Origin of the sequence: Methanobacterium veterum, assembly GCF_000745485.1 — an archaeon.
Taxonomy (GTDB): Archaea; Methanobacteriota; Methanobacteria; order Methanobacteriales; family Methanobacteriaceae; genus Methanobacterium_D; species Methanobacterium_D veterum.
Genome location: NZ_JQJK01000009.1, coordinates 23,823 through 43,239, shown reverse-complemented (window position 1 = coordinate 43,239; position 19,417 = coordinate 23,823). Strand labels below are relative to the sequence as shown.

Sequence of the window (19,417 nt, the reverse complement as noted above, 5' to 3'; positions counted from 1 at the left end):
TTATAAACAAAATTATTTAACCACAGGAATACCTAAAATGTCCTTTTCTCCTTCAAAAACAGCTCTGGCGATCTGAGCGCTTCCAACAGAACCGGATCTTTCTCCAATTCTAACAACTGGTGCAATACATTCTACTTGTTTTTTAATGGGACCAAATATATCGATTGGTTCCTGCATAGATCCAGTAGAGCCAGTTAATATAATTCCGTCCATTTTTTCTGTTATTCCCGCAAGTCCGTAGATCTCCATTACTATTGTCATAATCATGGTATCTACAGCAAGCTTTGCCTTCCCGTCGCCATTTAAATAATTTTTAATAATTTCGTCCTTTACATGACTTACCTTTCCATATACATCAGCTATTTTTACAGCTCCTGCACGTGAAAAACATTCATTGGCAGTTCTAATGTCGTCATCGATATCTCTAATCATTTTAAGGTCAAGCGGGCCGTGAATAGTTCCCATAGCACCTATACATGCGTCCATAGCTCCTTTAATTATTCCGTCTTCAATCAGCATTGTTACCGTATTGGAACTGATATCTGAAACTATCATATTCTTAAATCCCGTTTCCAGGAACGCGTTATAACATATGCTGACTTTTTCAGAGCTGGCGTGATGAGAATAAGCGGCTTTAAAACGTTCATCGAGGCACGTGGTTTCATCGTGAATTCCAGGTATTACAACTGTTGGAATCCCTGAATTTTCGATTTCATCGTAAACTGCTGTTCCGCCGCCTGTTACTTTTCCAGCGCCTTCCATTGATTTAATTCCTCTGTTTTTCACTTTTTCTATGGGGGTTACGGCTTTTAGGGCATCTCCCATAGCATAGGTTATTGCCATGAGGTCAATTGAGTTTAAATCAACTCTTTTTGAAAGTTCTTTTAATGCAGAGACTTTTCCGGCAGATAAGTCTTCCCGCAGGATTTTAAAATGAGTAGTTTCGTTATCAAGAATTGTAAAAGAGACTCCTGTAGTCCCATGATCCATTCCAACAAATACCATGGATTCACCTTTATGCAATTATAAAATATCAAATTGGTTTTAAATTTGAAAAGAAAAAGAAGGGGATTATTTTTGTAATCCGCAAAGTTTTCTGAGTTTTGTACCTACTTTTTCAATCTGGAGGTCGTCTTCCATTGCCCTCATTCTTTTGAGCATAGGAGCTCCTGCCTGGTTTTCAAGGGCAAATTCCCTGGTAAATTTACCAGTCTGGATTTCTTTGAGAATTTCTTTCATAGCAGCCCTTGATTCGTCGGTTATAACTCTGTCTCTTCTTGTAAGTCCTCCGTATTCTGCGGTGTTACTTACATCGTGCCACATTCCAGCAAAACCTTGTTTGTATATAAGGTCTACTATGAGTTTTAATTCGTGGCATGTTTCGAAGTATGCAATTTCTGGCTGGTATCCAGCATCTACAAGTGTTTGGAAACCTGCTTTTATAAGTTCAGTTGCTCCTCCACAGAGTACTGCCTGTTCACCGAATAAATCAGTTTCTGTTTCTTCTTTGAAAGTTGTTTCAAGTACTCCTGCTCTTGTAAGTCCAGATCCTTTGGCCATTGCAAGTGCGATTTCTTTTGCATTTCCTGTGTAGTCCTGTTCGACTGCTACGAGTCCTGGAACTCCAAATCCTTCTTCATATTCTCTTCTAACAGTTGCACCGGGTGCTTTTGGGGCTACCATTGTAACGTTTACATTTTTAGGTGCTTTTATGTAGTTGTAGTGTATATTGTATCCATGTGAGAATGAAATGGTGTTACCTTCTTCTAACCCTTCTGCAATTGCTGCTTCATAAACTGCTTCCTGAATTTCATCAGGGATTAATATGTGGATTACGTCTGCTTTTAATGCTGCTTCTTCTATGGTTAATACAGTTAGACCATCAGCTTTTGCTTTTTCCCATGATGCTCCACCTTTTCTAAGTCCGACAACAACATCTAATCCGCTTTCAGACATGTTTAATGCTTGTGCCCTTCCCTGGCTACCATATCCTATAACTGCTATAGTTTTATCTTTTAAAACGTCTAAATCTACGTCTTTTTCGTAATGTATATTCATTTAATGCCTCCAAAAAATATTTTCACTATTTTCTGAGGTTCAGAAAAATCTAAAAGATTTTTCTTCAACCTGCAAAAACCTCGGTTTTTGCGGTTTCGAAAATCTCTCAAAAATTCTTCGAATTTTTGGAGCACGAAACCAAATGTTTCGAAAATCTACGATTTTTCTCAACCTCCTGATGATTTTGAGTTAAATGATTTACCGTAATAGGGTAAAAAATTAATGCCACTACAATATTTGAGCCGTGGATTTATAAATTTTATCATGGCCTATTTTACCCTTTAAAATTAAACGCTGAAATTAGAAGCTGCGTGCTAAAATAGTAATCCCAAGGAAAATTAAGACAAATGGCAGAATTATGTGGCCGTACTTTTTAATTTTATCTCCTAAAATACTGTTTTCTACCAAACTAAAGCTGATATAACACCATATCAAGATCATTATTATAAATACTGATATTACAACGAGCATCTGCTGCAGGCCTATACTTGCAAATAATGGGACATAAACTCCAATATTATCTCCGCCATTTGTAAATGAAACAAGTGCTACTAAAGAAGATTTTGAATTTCTAAATTTTGAAAAAAAAGCCGTTATTTTCTTCATTTATATTATAATTTGCTGAAACGTCCTTGTTATCTTTTAAATCCTTTAAATTTTTGAGTCCAATAATTATGGGTAATATACCAAGCAGTCCGATCCAGTTAACTGGAATAACTAACTTTAAAAAGTAGCTTAATGCACTTATTGCAATTAAAGCCATAACTCCAATGTACTGGCCTAAAACAACCTGTCTAGCCGTAAATTCTTTATTTGAAAAGAATATCATTAAAACAAAAAGATCATCAAGATTAGTTGCTATAAACATTGCAACGGCTGTAAAAATTAGAAAAATGAGTTCTATCATGAGTACATATTAAAAAAATAAAAGCGAGGGCCCTCAAAAATCAATGATTTTTGGGGTACCTAAAATTCATAGAATTTTCGAGTATATTAAATAGTTTTAACACCTCTAGACATTGCAGTAGGGCCTGTCCTTGCGATTTCTTTAATTCCGAAACCTTTTACAAGGTCTATAAGAGCGTCAATTTTATCTGATGCCCCTGTCATCTCTATGGTGAGAGTTTCAGGGCTTACATCTATTACACGCCCTCTAAAGATATTTACATATTGAACAACTTCAGCCCTTATTTTTTCTGTTGGTGAGTGAACTTTAATCAGGCAAAGCTCTCTTTTAACAGTATTTTCTGGCTCCAGATCTCTTACTTTAATGACATCTATGATCTTGTTCAACTGTTTTGTAATCTGTTCCAGGACTTTCCCATCGCCTTTTGCAATTATGGTCATTCGAGCAATTTCTTCCTGCTCTGAAGTTCCAACTGTGATACTCTCTATGTTAAATCCCCTTCTTGTAAAGAGTCCTGCAACTCTCTGGAGTACACCTGGCTTATGAAGTACAAGCGCGCTAATAATATGGGTCCTTTGATCGTCCATCTTAATCACCTGCCCTTTCTTTAGCTGCTTCATGATATGGCACATCTTCAGAGTTGTTAGGCTCGGTTTTGTACTCCCCAACTATTTCTGTGAGGCCGCATCCTGGAGGTACCATTGGAAGGATTTCATCTGGATCAATTGTAACATCGATGAGTGTTGGTTCGCCAGAGTTTATTGCACTGGAAAGTACCTCACGAAGTTCACCAGGCCTTTCTACACGGTCTGCAGCAACTCCAAACGCTTCTGCAAGTTTAACAAAGTCGGGAGATTCTCCTAAGTGGGTATGTGATAACCTCTTCTCGTAGAACAGGTTTTGCCACTGGGCAACCATTCCTAAATATCTGTTATCTAAAACACAGATTACAACTGGAATGTCGTATTCTTTTACGGTTGCAAGTTCCTGTGATACCATTAAAAACCCACCGTCACCAGCAACAGCTACAACGTCGCTTTCAGGCATTGCAACTTTTGCACCTATTGCAGCAGGGAATCCAAATCCCATAGTTCCAAGCCCTCCAGAGGATAAGAATGTTTTAGGTTTTCGGGATGTGAAATAGTGGGCCATCCACATCTGGTTCTGCCCAACATCTGTTGTTACGATTGTATCATCATCTACAGCTTCTGCTATCTCCTTTATAACCTGCTGTGGTTTTAATGGCGTATTATCAAATGACATTTTAGGTATGCATGTCTGTTTGAAGTCTTTAACACGATTTACCCATTCCATGCTTTTACTGCTCATTTTATTTTGAGAAATAGCTCTTATGAGGTTTGATAAAATGATCTTTGCATCACCAACAATTGGAATGTCAACATCTACATTTTTCCCTATTTCTGCAGGGTCGATGTCTATGTGGATTATTTTTGCATTTTTAGCAAATTCACTTATTTTTCCTGTTGTCCGGTCTGAGAACCTGCATCCAACAGCAATCAGGCAATCACATTTATCTACAGCGAAATTGGCTGATAATCTGCCGTGCATTCCAAGCATTCCAAGGGAAAGGTCGTGATCTTCAGGGAAGGATCCTTTACCAAGAAGTGAAGTTGTTACAGGAGCTCCAACTAATTCTGAAAGCTTTAAAAGCTCTTCTGATGAATTTGATATAATAACTCCGCCACCTGCAAGTATAACTGGTTTTTTAGCGTTTCCAATTAAGCTTGCTGCCCTTTTTATCTGTAAAGGATGCCCTTTTCTTGTTGGTTTGTATCCTGGTAGATTGATTTTGACATCATTTTCAAAATCTAATTCCTGTTCCTGAACGTCTTTTGGTAGATCTAGAACTACTGGTCCTGGTCTTCCAGTTCCAGCTATATAAAATGCTGATTTTACCATTTCGGGAATTTCTTTTGAAGTTATAGGTTGGAAATTATGTTTAGTAATAGGCATTGTCATTCCAAGCGTATCTACTTCCTGGAACGCGTCATTACCAATGAGTCCTGTTGGGACCTGTCCTGCAATAGCGACGATTGGGGATGAGTCCATATAAGCAGTTGCTATCCCTGTCACGAGATTTGTTGCTCCAGGACCTGATGTTGCAATACAAACACCCACTTTTCCAGATGCCCTTGCATATCCATCTGCAGCGTGAGCTGCGCATTGTTCGTGTCTTACTAAAATGTGTCTTAGGTCAGAATCGTAGATCATATCGTATAGAGGAAGTAACTGTCCCCCGGGGTATCCAAATACAACATCTACTCCCTGATTTTCCAGTGATTTAAGTAGTGCTTCTCCGCCTCTCATTATAAACACCTGTAATAATTTATGTATATTATTGGCTAGTTTTCATATTTATTTATTCTGAGATATATTAATGTTCATATAATCTCTTTTGGATAGCTGGAATTAATTGTGATCCAACTATGTTTAATATTTAAAATTAAATTTATTAAATGGGATATTCTCATTTTTAAACCAGATTTAGATCCAAAAATAATCAGGAGTATATGCTCTAAAATTATTTTCTATTACTCTGGGTAAATACCTAATTTATAAGCTTTGAATATTTTAAAATTTCCTCAAAGCTTGGAAAATACAAGTAAATCAGATATTTGCCGAACCTAATGTATTTAATGACCTTGCTTACTAAGAACTTCTTCTATAGCGCTGCGCAGTTCACTATCAACGAAAGGTTTTACTAGATAGCCAAAAGGCCCTGTTATTTTTGCTCTGTTAAGTGTCTGATTGTCAGAATGTGCTGTAAGATATATTATTGGAATATTAAAATGTTCACGTATTCGCTCGGCGGTCTCTATTCCGTCAATTTCTCCCTTAAGTACAATATCCATCAACACTAAGTCTGGCTGGGATTTTTTAACTTCTTCGATAGCTTTTTCTCCAGAAGATACCACCGCCAGCACACCATAACCAAGACGTTCTACTTTGTCCTGTATATCCAGTGCCACGATGCTTTCATCTTCAACTATCAGTATATTTACCATTATTAAGCTCCTCTAATGACCTCTCTGCATTAATTAGTTCAAGCTGTTATTTATAGCCATTTTTTTCAATTATATGCATTATATGTTGTGTCACTTGTATTTTTTTTAGATTATATTTGCTGTTATCTGATAAACATATAACGAGCAGCAATTTTAATATTTTTAATAGTTTTATCTATAGGTTTATCTATTAAATAATAAACCATTTTTATAGGGGGTCATGTCTATAGATTTATAAAAGGAGAATTTATAGAGATAATAAAAAATCAGGAAATTTTTAGTCTTTAGTTTTATATCAAAAATAGGTACTTAATTTAAAATTTCAGATTCATAGATTTTATTTAAAGGAGGATTTATATGAAGATTCTTGTAGTAGGTACAGGGGCGAGGGAACACGCTATTTGTAAAGCAGTAGAAGGAAATGCAGAATTATACTCAGTTATGAGCAATAAAAATCCTGGGATAGCGCGAATATCTGAATATCAGATAGGGAGTGAAAATGACATTGAAGCTGTAAAGAAGTTTGCAGTGAAAAATAAGATTGATATAGCTGTAATTGGGCCAGAAGCCCCACTTGAAAAGGGTATTGTCGATGCTCTACAGGCAGAAGGTATAGGCTGTGTTGGACCGACCATGGAAGCGGCTAAAATTGAAACAGACAAAGTTTTCATGAGAAACCTTTTTGAAAACTATAAAATACCAGGATCTTTAACCTACCGGTGTTTTGATAACTATGAAGATATCAGTGATTTTATCGATGAATTTGGGGAAGATATTGTTGTTAAACCTGTCGGATTAACCGGTGGAAAGGGAGTTAAGATTGTTGGAGAGCAGTTAAAAGATCTAGATGAAGCTAAAAATTATGCCAAAGAAGTAGTAGATACTAAAATGGGCGGATACGCCAGTGTAGTACTTGAAGAACGTGCAATAGGTGAAGAATTTACAGTCCAGGCATTTGTAGATGGTAAAAACATAGCTCCAATGCCTGCGGCCCAGGACCACCCATATGCATTTGAAGGAGATGAAGGGCCTATAACTGGAGGAATGGGGTCCTATTCTGATAAAGGCGGATTACTCCCATTTTTAGATAAAAAAAGTTATGATGAATCTGTTAAAATAATGGAAGAAACAGTAAAGGCTATTAATAAAGAGGTTGGACCATATAAAGGATTTTTATATGGACAGTTCATGCTGTGCAGGGACGGCCCGAAGCTCATAGAATACAATGCCAGATTTGGTGATCCAGAGGCCATGAATGTTCTATCTCTGCTTGATTCTAATTTTGTAGATATCTGTGAAGGTATCGTTAACGGGAATCTTAAAGGAGCTGAGTTTGAAGATAAAGCTACAGTTTGTAAATACATCGTGCCAGAAGGATACCCTGGAAATGCAGTTCCAAACCAGGTAATCGATGTGGACGAAGCTAAAATTAACGAAGCTGGCGCCCAGGTTTATTATGCTGCTGTAAATGAAAAAGATGGGAAGATTTACTCTTCTTCTTCAAGAGCCCTTGGCCTTGTTGCAGTCGGTGAATCAATAGAAGAAGCTGAAAAGCTGTGTGAAGACGCTACAAAATACGTAAAAGGCGATGTTTATCACAGAAGGGATGTTGGAACAGCAGATCTTGTGCAGAAACGGGTTAAACACATGGGAGAAATCAGAAAATAATTCAAGAGGTAATAAAATTATTACCCTATTTTAAATTAACTTGAAAAGCTCTAATAGCTCAGTATTAAACTGAAATAGAATAGAATGAATTACAACGAATGATGAACTGAATAAAAAGTTCAAATCATTTTATTTTGCTTGAATTCTCTAGAAAATAATTCATTTAGAATTAGAGAAAAGTAGATATAGTATGATTTAAATAAACATGTTCTTCAATAAATAAGGCATAATGAATACAATTTGGAGTGAAAATATGAATCATCTTTTATCAATGGAAGATGCCAGGGATCATGTAAATGAAATACTGGATCTCTCTAAAAAATTTAAGAATGGAGAAATCCCTGGAGAGCCTTTGGCTAAGAAAACACTTGCTATGGTTTTTGAGAAGGCATCAACAAGGACTAGAATATCTTTTGAAGTTGGAATGTATCAGCTCGGTGGAAATGCGCTTTATCTATCTAGAGAAGACCTTCAACTTGGTCGTGGTGAAATAGTGGAAGATACCGCCAGAGTTATGAGTAGATATGTTGATGGAATAATGATCAGGGCCAAGGAACATGATGATGTTTTAGAATTTTCACGGTATTCTGATGTACCGGTTATTAATGGTCTTACAAACAAGGAACATCCTTGTCAGGCATTTGCAGACCTTTTAACCATATATGAAAAGAAAAATAGTTTTGATGTAAAACTTGCCTTTGTTGGAGATGGAAACAACGTCTGTAATTCATTATTATTTGCATCCGCATTTGTAGGGATGGACATGGACGTAGTATGCCCTCCGGGATATGAACCTGATGCGGAAATATTTAAAAAGGCCAAAAAATACGCTGAAGAAACTGGTGCAGAACTTAAAATAGTTAATGATATTGAAGCTGGAGTTGAAGGTGCCGACGCTGTTTATACTGATGTATGGATCAGTATGGGAGACGAGGAAGAGGCTTCAAAAAGACTCAATGCATTTGCAGATTATCAGGTAAACAAAGACCTTATGGGTCCGGCAAATGAAGACGCAATTATTTTGCACTGTTTACCGGCTATTCGGGGACAGGAAATTACCGCAGACATGCTTAATTCCACCCAGTCCGCAGTATGGGACCAGGCTGAAAACAGGCTCCACGCCCAGAAAGCGGTGCTTTACAAATTACTGGGGAAGAAATAATCCAGATATTTCTTTAATATAATTATTTTTTCTAATTCAATATTATTTTTTAAATTTTAAATCACTTTTTCTAATTTATTTAAATGAAGCAAGAAAACCATTCACAACATCTCTTGCAGACTGTATTAACGAGACAACCTTTTTTTCAAAAAAAAGGATTGATCAAAAAAATCCTCGCTCAAAACCTTCGGTTTTGAGCTGTGGAGATCGGGAATCAAAATGAATTTCTAATTTTTATTTTTAAGGTATTTAAAACGCATGAAAGAACTTAATAATCGTGATTATCTAATATCCCAGTCACCCAAATTTTTTTTAAAAGTAATCTTCGTATCATCGATTAATTTTTCCAAAATTTTATAAAATTTTAAGAATTCTAAAATGAGTTCTATTTAAAAATTGAATAATGGTTTAAAGTATCATATCTGGAAGTAAATTAAGTAAAACCCTAAACTGCCTATACATTACTATTTTTATCTAAACGAGGCAAGAAAACCATTCACAACATCTCTTGCAGACTGTATCAACGGATTTTTAGATCTTACAGGTGTTTGCATGCCTTTTAGCCTGTCAATCCTGAAATAAACAGGAGGATGAGTGTCCCATGACAGCCATCTTGGAATCTTAGATCCCACCTTTTCCATTTGAAGTCTTTGGTATGCTATTTTTCGAAGCGCCTCTGCAAGTACGTCCGGCTGACCTATTTTCATGGCTGATAAAAGGTCTGCCCTGGTCTCAAAGAACTTGCCCACGAAGAAAATCAGGGCCATAATTACTATTATGTATATTATGGGGTTAATAATTACAATAGGGAACAGGACTGTGAATCTCAATATGAACTCGCCGGAGATTATACTGAATAATATTAAAGGGTCTCTTCCTTGAAGGTGCCCCATTTCATGGCCTAAAACACTTAATATTTCATTTTTATTTAATTGAACAAGTAAACCGGTTGTAATGAGTACAAGTCCTTTACTTGGGGTAGGACCAGTGGCTGCTGCATTTGCAATCATGGTATTTGAGATCACGATTTTAGGCATAGGCAGACCAAAACTATCGGCAGCTTTTTTAACGATGTCGTACACATTGACAGTTTTATACAGGCTGCGGTATGGATTGCAGCTGAAGCCGTACTTTTCCAGAACTTCGTCTCCAAGCTTGCAGGTTGGTTTTATGCCCTGGTTAAATGTCCTGTCGTAGATTTCCTTTTTTATCTGTGTTACAGTTTCTTTTCCAAATTTTTCCTGAAACTCTTTAAATTCTTTAAAGGGCAGCTGGTATTCTAATATGTGGACATAAGGATTTTGAAGGGTAACATTCCATTTATTCCCGTATGCAAGGATTTTATTTGAAAAAAGAACAATTACAAATTGAGAAAGTAAGATGAGGGCCACTGCATAGTATAATCCCAATAAGAAGAACAGGACAATGTTAAATGCAAAAAACAGGATGTAAACTAAGAGAAGGCTGCTGGTAAAAAGCTGGTCTCCAGTGCGTTTTTTGGATGTAGGGGGCTGTTCTGGTATAACTCTTTCCCCTTCCACCCATGAAAAATAAATGGTTGAACTGCGGATGTTATCTTCAAATAAATGAACCATGAAGTAAATATCGTCTTTAACTGATTCTGTAAATTTAGACGGAGTTCCATCACCCGGTATTAATGTGAGTTCTACAGGATTCCCTGATTTAACTTCTGCTTCTATCTGAAAACCCTTTGTAGGATCTCTTGCTGTAAATAATAATCGATTACTATCATTTTCTCTTATTATTTTCACATTTGAGAAGTATTCAGGCTTAACCATCAGATAATTTTCATCAATAAAACTTAGAACTTCGTCGTGGTATTCTGGGGATATATCAAAATCAATTAAAAAAGTTTGAGTTTCAGGGATTTCAATCATTATATAATTATTATTTGTCTTTATAAGTTAAATAATTTATGAAAACGCATTTAGAATCTTTTCTTTTTAAAAAGGGATTCATATTTCAATTAATGAAAAAGAAGAAAATTGGAATATTGAAGGAACAACGTAGGGTTACATGGATTCAGGTGCATTTATTCCCATAAGATCAAGACAGTTTCTAATGGTTATCCTTGATTTATCCACTAAAAGTAACCTTGTAACCTCTTCTTCTGCACCTATTACTGGAACAGACTTGTAGAACCTGTTGAATGTCCCTGCCAGATCCATAGCATACTGTGCAAGAGGATGTATCCTGTTAATTTTCGCTGATTCTTCAATAATAGAGGTGAACTTGGAAAGCATTTTTACAAGTTCTATTTCAAAAGGATGGTTCAATACCTGGTCTTGAGTATCGATACCTGCATCAAAACCTGCTTTTTCAAGCAGTTTGCATGCCCTTGCATGGGCGTATTGAATAGATGCGCATCCCCTTTCAAAACTGAGGGCTTCTTCCCATTTAAACACTATGTGCTTTTCTGGAGATAATTTGACTATGAAGTACCTTATAGCGCCTATACCTATATCTGTAGCAATTTTAAGGGCTTCTTCATCACTTAAATCTGATCTCCTCTTTTTAATTTCAGCAAGGGCACGGTTTACAGCTTCGTCAACAAGATCATCCACTGAAATAAATACTCCTCTTCGTGTAGACATTGAACCTTCAGGGAGAGTTATAAACTCATAGAATACGACTTCTGGGCTTTTTCCATCTAATAAGTTAAGTGCAACACTTATCTGATCCACTGCAAGCTTATGGTCGGATCCTAAAATGTCTATCATTTCATCAGAGTTATTTGATTTTTCAAGGTGATATGCAAGGTCTCTTGTGGAATAAAGAGAAGTTCCATCGGACCGTGTAAGTACAAGCTCTTTTTCTATGCCGTAATCTTCAAGGGGGAGGTATAAAACTTCATTTCTTTTAGTGTATTTGCTTAGTTTGTCCAAAATTCCGCTGACGGCTTGGTTTCTTATAAACTTGCTTTCCCAGACAAAAGCGTCGTGATAAATGTTTAAATCGTTTAATGTTGATTCAATTCCGCTTATACATTTTTCTACAATATTTTTAAAGACTTTTTCAAGTTCTGGATCGGCACCGCTTTCATATCTTTTTAAAAGTGCACTAACTTCTGTTTTAAGGCTCTCGTCGGCACGTAATTTTTCATTTATCTGGAAGTAGATTTTTCCAATTTCATGGTCTACTTTTTCTTTTTCTTCTATTTTAAAATCAAAATTTAGTAATCCCCATGCGATTATACCTATTTGCCGGCCCATATCGTTTACATAATACTGAGTTTCCACGTTATACCCTGCAGAACGTAATATTCTTGCTAAAGAATCTCCTATTATTGCATTTCTAACGTGGCCAATGTGTAATGGCCCGTTAGGGTTTGCTGATGTGTGTTCAAGGATTATTTTTTTATTTTTGTCTTCTAATTGCCCGTAATTTTCATCTATGGAGTCTAAAACCAGTTTTGAAAAGTTTTCATAGTTTATGAAGAAATTGATGTAGGGACCTTTCATTTCTACAGACCTGAAAACTTCAGGAATTTCTATAACATTTAAAATGTCCTTGGTTATTTCCATGGGCGGTTTTTTAAGCTGTTTTGCAAGTTGAAATGACACTGTTGATGCAAGATCCCCCAGATCTGCATTCGGAGGTTCCTCAACTTTAATTTCAGATGGTTTTTCATATCCTAAAGATTCAATTGCACTTTCTAAAGATTTAACTGCTTCTTTTTCTAACATCCTGTACATAGATTCACCGTATAATCATTATAATGCATTTATTTCAATATTAAAAGTTGTATATTATATATTTGCATGAGAATTTCATTAGCATATACAACTTTTAATGTAAATGCAGTGTAAAAATATTTTTGAAATTAAATATAGTAATTATTAATAATCTTTCAAAATTCTCTAAATTAAGATATTGTCACGCCTATTAAAAAGTATTTTCAAAAAATTTACGAATTTTTTTAAACTTTCTAAATCTGTAAAAATTTTCAATTTTGACGTTTACGAAATTGAAAATTTCGTAACAGCGAAAAATTCCATTTTGCGCATGCATCGAAAATTCTATGAATTTTCGAATGTTGTCAAATCTCCGATTTGACACATCAAACAAGGAGTGTTTGCATGCTCTGATTTTTGTCGGTTTTCAAAGTTTGATAAAATTTTTAAAAAAAAGTATATCTGGTAATAAAAAGGAATTTGCCAGTTGATTTTGTTATAATCCTCTAATCCACAGCGTTATGTACCCTATTTTAGGTATAATCAGGGGTGTGCCACCTATATCAACGACCTTTGAGATCACCTGGTCGGGGTATTGTACGGGGTATGGATCGGGCACGGGGTTGTTATCTCCCTTTGTTATGAGATACGTGCTTCCATTAGACGTTTTGTATATCTCTTTAACTCTGTGAATTACAGGTTCTGGAAACCATGTTGCATGATAGACAACTATATCTCCTACCTGGACACTGGCTGGGTTTTGATCTACTACGACTATGTCTCCCCTGTACATTACGGGTTCCATACTTCCAGAGACAACAACATTCATATGTTGCGCTATGATCACTCCTGCGAGTATAATTATAATGTAAGTTGCTATTTCTTTATAATTCACTTTTTCACCTTTATTAAGGGCATTATAGCTTAATTTAAAATATTTTTAAGAAATTAAGTTTTATTGAACATTGGCAATAAAAAAGAACTTGCCAGTTGATTTTGTTATAATCCTCTAATCCACAGTGTTATATACCCTATTTTAGGTATAATTAGGGGTTGTCCATTTATGGATACAACTTTTGAAACCACCTGGTCGGGGTATTGTACGGGGTATGGATCGGGCACGGGGTTGTTATCTCCCTTTGTTATGAGATACGTGCTTCCATTAGAGGTTTTGTATATCTCTTTGACTCTATGGATTACATCTTCATTGACCCATGTTGCTTTGTAAACAACTATATCTCCTACCTGGACGCTGCTTGGGTTTTGATCTACGATAACTATGTCTCCCCTGTACATTACGGGTTCCATACTTCCTGAGACAACAACGTTCATGTGCTGCGCTACAACTATTCCAATGAGTATGATCACGATATAAGTTGCTATTTCTTTATAATTCACTTTCTCCCTCTATCAAGGATTTTGTCTAAATTTATGGACTTTAAATGATTTATAGATTTGCCCAAATATTATTTTTTAATATTATGTGATTTATTAAGTCAAGTAACATAAACTTACTGGCCCTGCGATTTTAGGCAGATTATATTCGGATTAAAGTATGAAAATTGGATTTAAAAAGGAAAGATAAAGAATTAATCTTTTATTATAATTACCTTAAAACAGCTCCTTTATCTGCAGAACTTGCCATTTTTCTGTATCTTGAAAGCCAGCCTTTAACCTTTTTATCTGGCATTACTACATTTTCAAGCCTCTTTTTAAGTTCTTTGTCTTCAACTTCAGCTTCGAGAATTCCGTTATTCATATCTATTTTTATAATGTCTCCATCTTTTAGGGCAGCTATTGGTCCTTTTTCCATGGCTTCAGGAGATATGTGTCCAATACAAGGTCCTCTTGTCCCGCCGGAGAATCTTCCATCGGTTATAAGTGCAACTGTTTTTAACCCCATACCAGATATTGCGGAAGTTGGGTTCAGCATTTCACGCATTCCAGGGCCGCCCTTTGGTCCTTCGTATCTTATTACAACTACGTCCCCTTCTTTGATTTCATGGTTAAAAATTGCAGTAACACACGCGTCTTCACCGTCAAAGACTTTCGCTGGACCGGTGTGTACTTTCATATCTTCATTTACACCTGCTACTTTAACTACAGATCCCCTTGGAGCTAAGTTGCCTTTTAATATTGCAAGTCCTCCTTCTTTACTGTAAGGATTACTTAACGGCCTTATAACTTCTTCATCTGCAACTTTTGCATCTTTAATATTTTCACCAAGGGTTTTTCCAGTACATGTTAGAGTATCCTGGTTTATTTTGTCTTCGATTACCTTTAAAACTGCAGGTATGCCTCCGGCATTGTCTAAATCCAACAGGCTGTGAACTCCTGATGGGCGTAGTTTGGTTATGTGCGGAATTTTTTTACTAAATTCATCAAATGAATTAATGGTTATATTAACTCCTTTATCTTCTAGTTCGCTTGCTATTGCAGGAATGTGTAAAGTAGTATTTGATGATCCTCCGAGCGCAAGATCAGCTGCTATAGCATTTTCAAATGCTTCTTGAGTCATTATTTTAGATGGAGTTATATTTTTATCCAGCAGTTCTATTATTTTGGCTCCAGATTGGCGTGCTATTTGTCTTTTTTTAGCGTCAACAGCATGGGCTGTTGCGCAGTATGGTAAACTCATTCCTAATACTTCTGTTACGCATGCCATTGTGTTTGCAGTGAAAAGGCCGGCACATGAACCTGCTCCTGGGCATGCACATCTTTCAAGCTCGTCAAGTTCTTCCTCTGTCATTTTACCAGATGATACTGCCCCAACACCTTCAGAAACAGATATGAAATCTACAGGTTTACCTTTAAACTCACCAGGTTTCATAGGCCCCCCTGTAACAACGATTGAAGGTATATCAAGCCTTGCTGCAGCCATTAACATTCCAGGAACTACCTTATCGCATGTTGGGATTAATACAAGCGCATCCATCTGGTGGGCCTGTGCCATACTTTCTACCGTATCTGCTATTATCTCCCTTGAAGCAAGGGAATATTTCATTCCTTCATGGCCCATTGATATGCCGTCGCAAATCGCCATTGTATTAAATTCGAAAGGTACTCCGCCTGCTTCGCTTATTCCCTGTTTAACTGCATCAGCTACTTCATTAAGGTGAATGTGTCCGGGTACTATACTGGTAAAACTATTTGCAACACCTATAAATGGTTTGTTCATTTCTTCATCTGTTACTCCGCATGCTCTAAGTAAAGATCTATGGGGAGCTTTTTGTAATCCTTTTTTAATAGCATCGCTTCTCATTGAATCACCATAAAACTTCTATTTAAGATATATTTTACAAATAACGAATAATACTGACTTAATCCTATTTAAACGGTTATTTTTGATTAATAGAATTAGTGTATTAATATCTTTAAATATAATCATATTAATTTCTTTTTATGTATTATAAATGTACTGTATTCTATTTTTATTGATATAAAATGATCTTATGTCAAATTTCTATTTATCATTTGCAATATGATTTGATGTTTAAATGTACAGGGCAGTTCTAGTTATTTTATAAGTACAAACTATGGAATTCAACAGGTTGGGCAGGTTATAATGTTACGTTTGATTTGAGGTTCATTACTTATAGATCAAAAAACAGATTATTAGTATGCATATAGATATCGTCTTAAAATTTTTAATTGCTTTAGCAATTGGGGCGTTAATTGGAATTGAAAGGGAACGAAAACAGGTAAATAAAAGTGAATTTGCAGGTATCAGGACATTTATTTTAATTGCATTATTTGGAATACTTTCAGTGTATATAAATGAATTTTATCCTAATTTTTTAGTTATATCTTTTTTAGGTTTAATCGTGCTTGTAGGCTTAAGTTACATGGTAAGCACGCGGGAAACTGGGGACATGGGTATTACAACTGAGGTTGTAGCTCTCCTTACTTTTATTTTAGGTGCATTATGTTACACTGATGATGGAATAAAAATAGCTCCAATATTTGCAATTATAATAACAGCTCTACTGGCGGCAAAATCATATATACACAAATTTGTAAGAAAAATAAGTGAAAAAGAGTTAATAAATACCCTGAAATTCCTTATAATTGCATTTGTAATTCTTCCATTACTTCCTGATCAAACGATGGGACCCCTGGATGTATTCAATCCATATCAAATATGGCTTGTAGTTGTTTTTATTTCTGCAATAAGTTATGCCGGATACGTAATGATGAAATTAGTTGGGGCAGAACGAGGATTGGGCTTAACTGGAGTTGTGGGAGGCCTGGTATCAAGTACTGCAGTTACAACTGCAATGGCATCAAGAGTTAAGGAAAGTGAGTTTATTATAAGGGCAGCGGTATTTGCAACTATTATTGCTAGTTCTATGATGTTTTTAAGGATTCTTTTTGAAGTACTGGTTATAAACCCCGATCTGGTATCCCTTCTTATGGTCCCGATGTTAAGCATGGGAATTTTAGGGATTGCACTCGGAGTACTGGCATGGAAAACTACAAAAGTTAAGGAAGTTGGGGAAGAAATCAAATTTAAAAACCCTTTTTCCCTTAGACCCGCACTCCTATTTGGAGTTCTGTTTTTAATCATTCTTTTCATGTCAAAAATTGCAGATATCTATTTTGGAAGCAGCGGCCTTTATGTGGCAAGTATTATATCCGGTGTTGCTGATGTTGATGCTATAACCATAAGTATGGCGCTTCTTGCAAAGACTACCATCTCACCGGATGTAGCAGTAACAGCCATAACAATTGCAGCTATTTCTAACACTGTAATGAAATTTGGAATAGCTTTATTTATTGGTACAAGGCGCTTTGGACAAATAATAGGCGTAATTTTTGCTGCAATCATTGCAACTGGACTTATTGCAGTGTTTTTTATTTAAATGATTATTTGGTTTGTTAATTAGCACGACTATAATTTTGATAATCAAAAACATTCACTAGTGATCCAATAAAAATTTAAATACTCTAAACCTAAATTGTAATGACTAATAATTCATTAGTTGAAATAAAATAATATCAAGCAAATTATTGATTTTAAAGTTTAGAATCATTTTATAACTATTTCAGTTTACAGGTGAGAAAATGCGAATACTTTTGATTCACTCTGATTATTTAAGGTACAAAACAAAATCCAAAACAAAAATAGCGGAAAAAATAGAAGATGAAAAGAAAGGCGGCGAATTTGACAACGCTTTAGTGGTTTTTACTGCAGTTGAAAGGGAAGATGAAAAAGATGCAGATGCAATAATTGAAAGTGCTGTATCTGAAATAATGAACGTTTCAAGCCAGGTAAAACCGGATAATGTAATTATATATCCATATGCTCATTTAAGTTCATCTTTGAGCTCTCCAGATGCTGCAAAGAATATTTTAAAGGGTATGGAATCTAAATTAAAAGAAGAAGGGGTTGCAGTCTCAAGAATTCCATTCGGCTGGTACAAGTCATTTGAAATATCATGTAAAGGGCATCCATTATCTGAACTATCAAGGACCATAACTGTAAAACCTAAAGAAGAAGAAAAAGCGGAAGAAGAACCTTCAAAATGGTACATTTTAAATAAAGGAGAACTTTCAGACCCTGAAGGATATGAATATGAAAACGAAGATCTCAGAAAATTGATGATGTACGAACTCGGTAAAATGGAGTCTTCTGGTGAAGAACCACCTCACGTTAAATTAATGCGTGAGAAGGGACTTTCAGACTACGAGCCCTCTGCAGATGTCGGCCATTTACGCTGGTACCCTAAAGGGAGATTAATCCGTGATCTCCTTTCAGACTACGTTTACAACCTTGTAACTGAATACGGGGCAATGCCTGTTGAAACTCCAATAATGTACGACCTTGCAGATGAAGCAATACGTACACATGCTGATAAATTTGGAGAAAGGCAGTACAGGATGGGTACTAAAAAAGAGCTTATGTTAAGATTTGCATGCTGTTTTGGAGCGTTTAGAATACTTTCAGACTCATTTTTAACCTGGAAAAACCTTCCAGTTGGGCTTTACGAGCTTTCAACATACAGTTTTAGATTAGAAAAAAGAGGGGAAGTTGTAGGTCTTAAGAGACTTAGAGGGTTTACCATGCCTGATTTCCACTCCGTATGTAGGGATATACCTCAGTCCATGGAAGAATTTGAAAGGCAAATTGATATGTGCATGCAGACTGGAGATGACCTTAATGTAAACTACGAGGTTATTTTCAGGGCAACACAGGACTTTTTCGATGAAAATAAGGAATGGATGTATAAAGCGGCAGAAAAGGTTGGAAAACCAATGCTTCTTGAAATTTTACCAAGACGTAAGCATTACTGGATATCCAAGATGGACTTTGCAGCTATTGACTATCTTGGAAGACCTATAGAAAACCCTACAATACAGATAGATGTTGAAAGTGCTGAAAGGTTTGATATAAACTACATCAATGAAAAAGAAGAGGAAGAATATCCTATAATCATCCACTGCAGCCCAACAGGAAGTATAGAACGTGTTATAGGTAGTTTACTTGAAAAAACTGCTATTGAACTTAGAGAAGACCCCAAAAAGATGCCTATGCTGCCTGTATGGCTTTCACCAATTCAGGTAAGGGTGCTTCCAATTGCAGAAAGGCATTTCGATTTTGCCCTTTCACTTGCTGAATACCTGAAGGACAGTAACATAAGGGTAGATGTTGATGAAAGGTCTGAAACAGTAGGTAAAAAGATAAGAAATGCTGGAAAAGAATGGGTTCCCTATACTATTGTAATTGGAGATAATGAACTTGAAAAAGACCAGTTTAATGTAAACATCCGTGAAACCAATGAAAAAGTATCGATGGATAAGGATGAGTTAATTGCGAGAATTCACGATGAAATTAAAGGAATGCCATTTAGAAAGCTGCCGTTACCTTTAAGGCTTTCAAAAAGAGTTAATTTTTAATTAA

At 35.9% G+C, this 19,417-nt stretch carries 16 protein-coding genes; 4 read left to right on the top strand and 12 right to left on the bottom strand.

All coding sequences use genetic code 11. The features are described 5' to 3' along the window. Window positions 1–12 precede the first annotated feature (12 nt). The 7 genes from EJ01_RS03815 to EJ01_RS03790 all read right to left on the bottom strand — a co-directional run bounded on the left by EJ01_RS03815 (window position 13) and on the right by EJ01_RS03790 (window position 5,991). Window positions 13–1,005 carry a methanogenesis marker 12 protein gene (locus EJ01_RS03815; RefSeq protein WP_048082010.1) on the bottom strand — a complete coding sequence of 331 codons (993 nt, stop codon included), beginning with the start codon at window positions 1,003–1,005 and terminating at the stop codon, window positions 13–15. A gap of 66 nt (window positions 1,006–1,071) precedes the next feature. After that, window positions 1,072–2,058 (bottom strand): ketol-acid reductoisomerase, encoded by a 987-nt coding sequence (gene ilvC, locus EJ01_RS03810; RefSeq protein ID WP_048082011.1) that lies wholly within the window; start codon window positions 2,056–2,058, stop codon window positions 1,072–1,074. A gap of 300 nt (window positions 2,059–2,358) precedes the next feature. After that, complete coding sequence (locus EJ01_RS17940; RefSeq protein WP_084689129.1) at window positions 2,359–2,664, bottom strand: cadmium resistance transporter; 306 nt, start codon at window positions 2,662–2,664, stop codon at window positions 2,359–2,361. Next, a complete protein-coding gene (locus EJ01_RS17935) occupies window positions 2,630–2,965 on the bottom strand; it encodes a cadmium resistance transporter (RefSeq protein ID WP_084689128.1) in 336 nt (111 codons plus the stop codon). Before EJ01_RS17935 ends, EJ01_RS17940 begins: the two co-directional genes overlap by 35 nt. An 86-nt stretch (window positions 2,966–3,051) precedes the next feature. After that, on the bottom strand, window positions 3,052–3,552 hold the full coding sequence (gene ilvN, locus EJ01_RS03800; RefSeq protein WP_048082012.1) for an acetolactate synthase small subunit: 501 nt from the start codon (window positions 3,550–3,552) through the stop codon (window positions 3,052–3,054). 1 nt (window position 3,553) lies between these two features. After that, window positions 3,554–5,293: an acetolactate synthase large subunit gene (locus tag EJ01_RS03795; protein ID WP_048082013.1), complete on the bottom strand. Its 1,740-nt coding sequence runs from the start codon at window positions 5,291–5,293 to the stop codon at window positions 3,554–3,556. Between the two features lie 326 nt (window positions 5,294–5,619). Then, entirely contained in the window at window positions 5,620–5,991 is a 372-nt protein-coding gene (locus tag EJ01_RS03790) for a response regulator (RefSeq protein WP_048082014.1), read from the bottom strand. A gap of 357 nt (window positions 5,992–6,348) precedes the next feature. Here EJ01_RS03790 and purD point away from each other — a divergent pair, with 357 nt between their 5' ends. Both purD and argF read left to right on the top strand, forming a co-directional pair. Next, a complete protein-coding gene (gene purD, locus EJ01_RS03785; protein ID WP_048082015.1) occupies window positions 6,349–7,659 on the top strand; it encodes a phosphoribosylamine--glycine ligase in 1,311 nt (436 codons plus the stop codon). Window positions 7,660–7,912: 253 nt separating this feature from the next. Further along, window positions 7,913–8,821: an ornithine carbamoyltransferase gene (argF, locus tag EJ01_RS03780; protein ID WP_048082016.1), complete on the top strand. Its 909-nt coding sequence runs from the start codon at window positions 7,913–7,915 to the stop codon at window positions 8,819–8,821. A gap of 470 nt (window positions 8,822–9,291) precedes the next feature. On the opposite strand, the gene EJ01_RS03775 is transcribed toward argF, so the two are convergent. The 5 genes from EJ01_RS03775 to ilvD form a co-directional block, all read right to left on the bottom strand. After that, a complete protein-coding gene (locus EJ01_RS03775) occupies window positions 9,292–10,719 on the bottom strand; it encodes a M48 family metallopeptidase (RefSeq protein ID WP_048082017.1) in 1,428 nt (475 codons plus the stop codon). Window positions 10,720–10,854: 135 nt separating this feature from the next. Continuing rightward, window positions 10,855–12,537, bottom strand: coding sequence for an arginine--tRNA ligase (argS, locus tag EJ01_RS03770; RefSeq protein ID WP_048082018.1), 1,683 nt, complete (start codon window positions 12,535–12,537; stop codon window positions 10,855–10,857). A gap of 475 nt (window positions 12,538–13,012) precedes the next feature. Further along, window positions 13,013–13,411: a signal peptidase I gene (locus EJ01_RS03765; protein WP_048082019.1), complete on the bottom strand. Its 399-nt coding sequence runs from the start codon at window positions 13,409–13,411 to the stop codon at window positions 13,013–13,015. A gap of 104 nt (window positions 13,412–13,515) precedes the next feature. Then, a complete protein-coding gene (locus EJ01_RS03760) occupies window positions 13,516–13,914 on the bottom strand; it encodes a signal peptidase I (RefSeq protein WP_048082020.1) in 399 nt (132 codons plus the stop codon). Window positions 13,915–14,122: 208 nt separating this feature from the next. Next, on the bottom strand, window positions 14,123–15,778 hold the full coding sequence (gene ilvD / locus EJ01_RS03755; RefSeq protein ID WP_048082021.1) for a dihydroxy-acid dehydratase: 1,656 nt from the start codon (window positions 15,776–15,778) through the stop codon (window positions 14,123–14,125). Window positions 15,779–16,136: 358 nt separating this feature from the next. Here ilvD and EJ01_RS03750 point away from each other — a divergent pair, with 358 nt between their 5' ends. Both EJ01_RS03750 and EJ01_RS03745 read left to right on the top strand, forming a co-directional pair. Beyond that, window positions 16,137–17,378: an MgtC/SapB family protein gene (locus EJ01_RS03750; protein ID WP_048082022.1), complete on the top strand. Its 1,242-nt coding sequence runs from the start codon at window positions 16,137–16,139 to the stop codon at window positions 17,376–17,378. A gap of 202 nt (window positions 17,379–17,580) precedes the next feature. Then, complete coding sequence (locus tag EJ01_RS03745; RefSeq protein ID WP_048082023.1) at window positions 17,581–19,413, top strand: threonine--tRNA ligase; 1,833 nt, start codon at window positions 17,581–17,583, stop codon at window positions 19,411–19,413. The last annotated feature ends 4 nt before the right edge of the window (window positions 19,414–19,417 follow it).

Excerpts from the sequence above, each read along its gene's own strand:
- EJ01_RS03815 (WP_048082010.1), bottom strand. The coding sequence starts at position 1,005 with ATGGTATTTGTTGGAATGGATCATGGGACTACAGGAGTCTCTTTTACA.
- argF (WP_048082016.1), top strand. The coding sequence starts at position 7,913 with ATGAATCATCTTTTATCAATGGAAGATGCCAGGGATCATGTAAATGAA.
- EJ01_RS03750 (WP_048082022.1), top strand. The coding sequence starts at position 16,137 with ATGCATATAGATATCGTCTTAAAATTTTTAATTGCTTTAGCAATTGGG.
- purD (WP_048082015.1), top strand. The coding sequence starts at position 6,349 with ATGAAGATTCTTGTAGTAGGTACAGGGGCGAGGGAACACGCTATTTGT.
- EJ01_RS03745 (WP_048082023.1), top strand. The coding sequence starts at position 17,581 with ATGCGAATACTTTTGATTCACTCTGATTATTTAAGGTACAAAACAAAA.
- argS (WP_048082018.1), bottom strand. The coding sequence starts at position 12,537 with ATGTACAGGATGTTAGAAAAAGAAGCAGTTAAATCTTTAGAAAGTGCA.
- EJ01_RS03775 (WP_048082017.1), bottom strand. The coding sequence starts at position 10,719 with ATGATTGAAATCCCTGAAACTCAAACTTTTTTAATTGATTTTGATATA.
- ilvN (WP_048082012.1), bottom strand. The coding sequence starts at position 3,552 with ATGGACGATCAAAGGACCCATATTATTAGCGCGCTTGTACTTCATAAG.
- EJ01_RS17935 (WP_084689128.1), bottom strand. The coding sequence starts at position 2,965 with ATGATAGAACTCATTTTTCTAATTTTTACAGCCGTTGCAATGTTTATA.
- EJ01_RS03795 (WP_048082013.1), bottom strand. The coding sequence starts at position 5,293 with ATGAGAGGCGGAGAAGCACTACTTAAATCACTGGAAAATCAGGGAGTA.
- ilvD (WP_048082021.1), bottom strand. The coding sequence starts at position 15,778 with ATGAGAAGCGATGCTATTAAAAAAGGATTACAAAAAGCTCCCCATAGA.
- EJ01_RS03790 (WP_048082014.1), bottom strand. The coding sequence starts at position 5,991 with ATGGTAAATATACTGATAGTTGAAGATGAAAGCATCGTGGCACTGGAT.
- ilvC (WP_048082011.1), bottom strand. The coding sequence starts at position 2,058 with ATGAATATACATTACGAAAAAGACGTAGATTTAGACGTTTTAAAAGAT.
- EJ01_RS17940 (WP_084689129.1), bottom strand. The coding sequence starts at position 2,664 with ATGAAGAAAATAACGGCTTTTTTTTCAAAATTTAGAAATTCAAAATCT.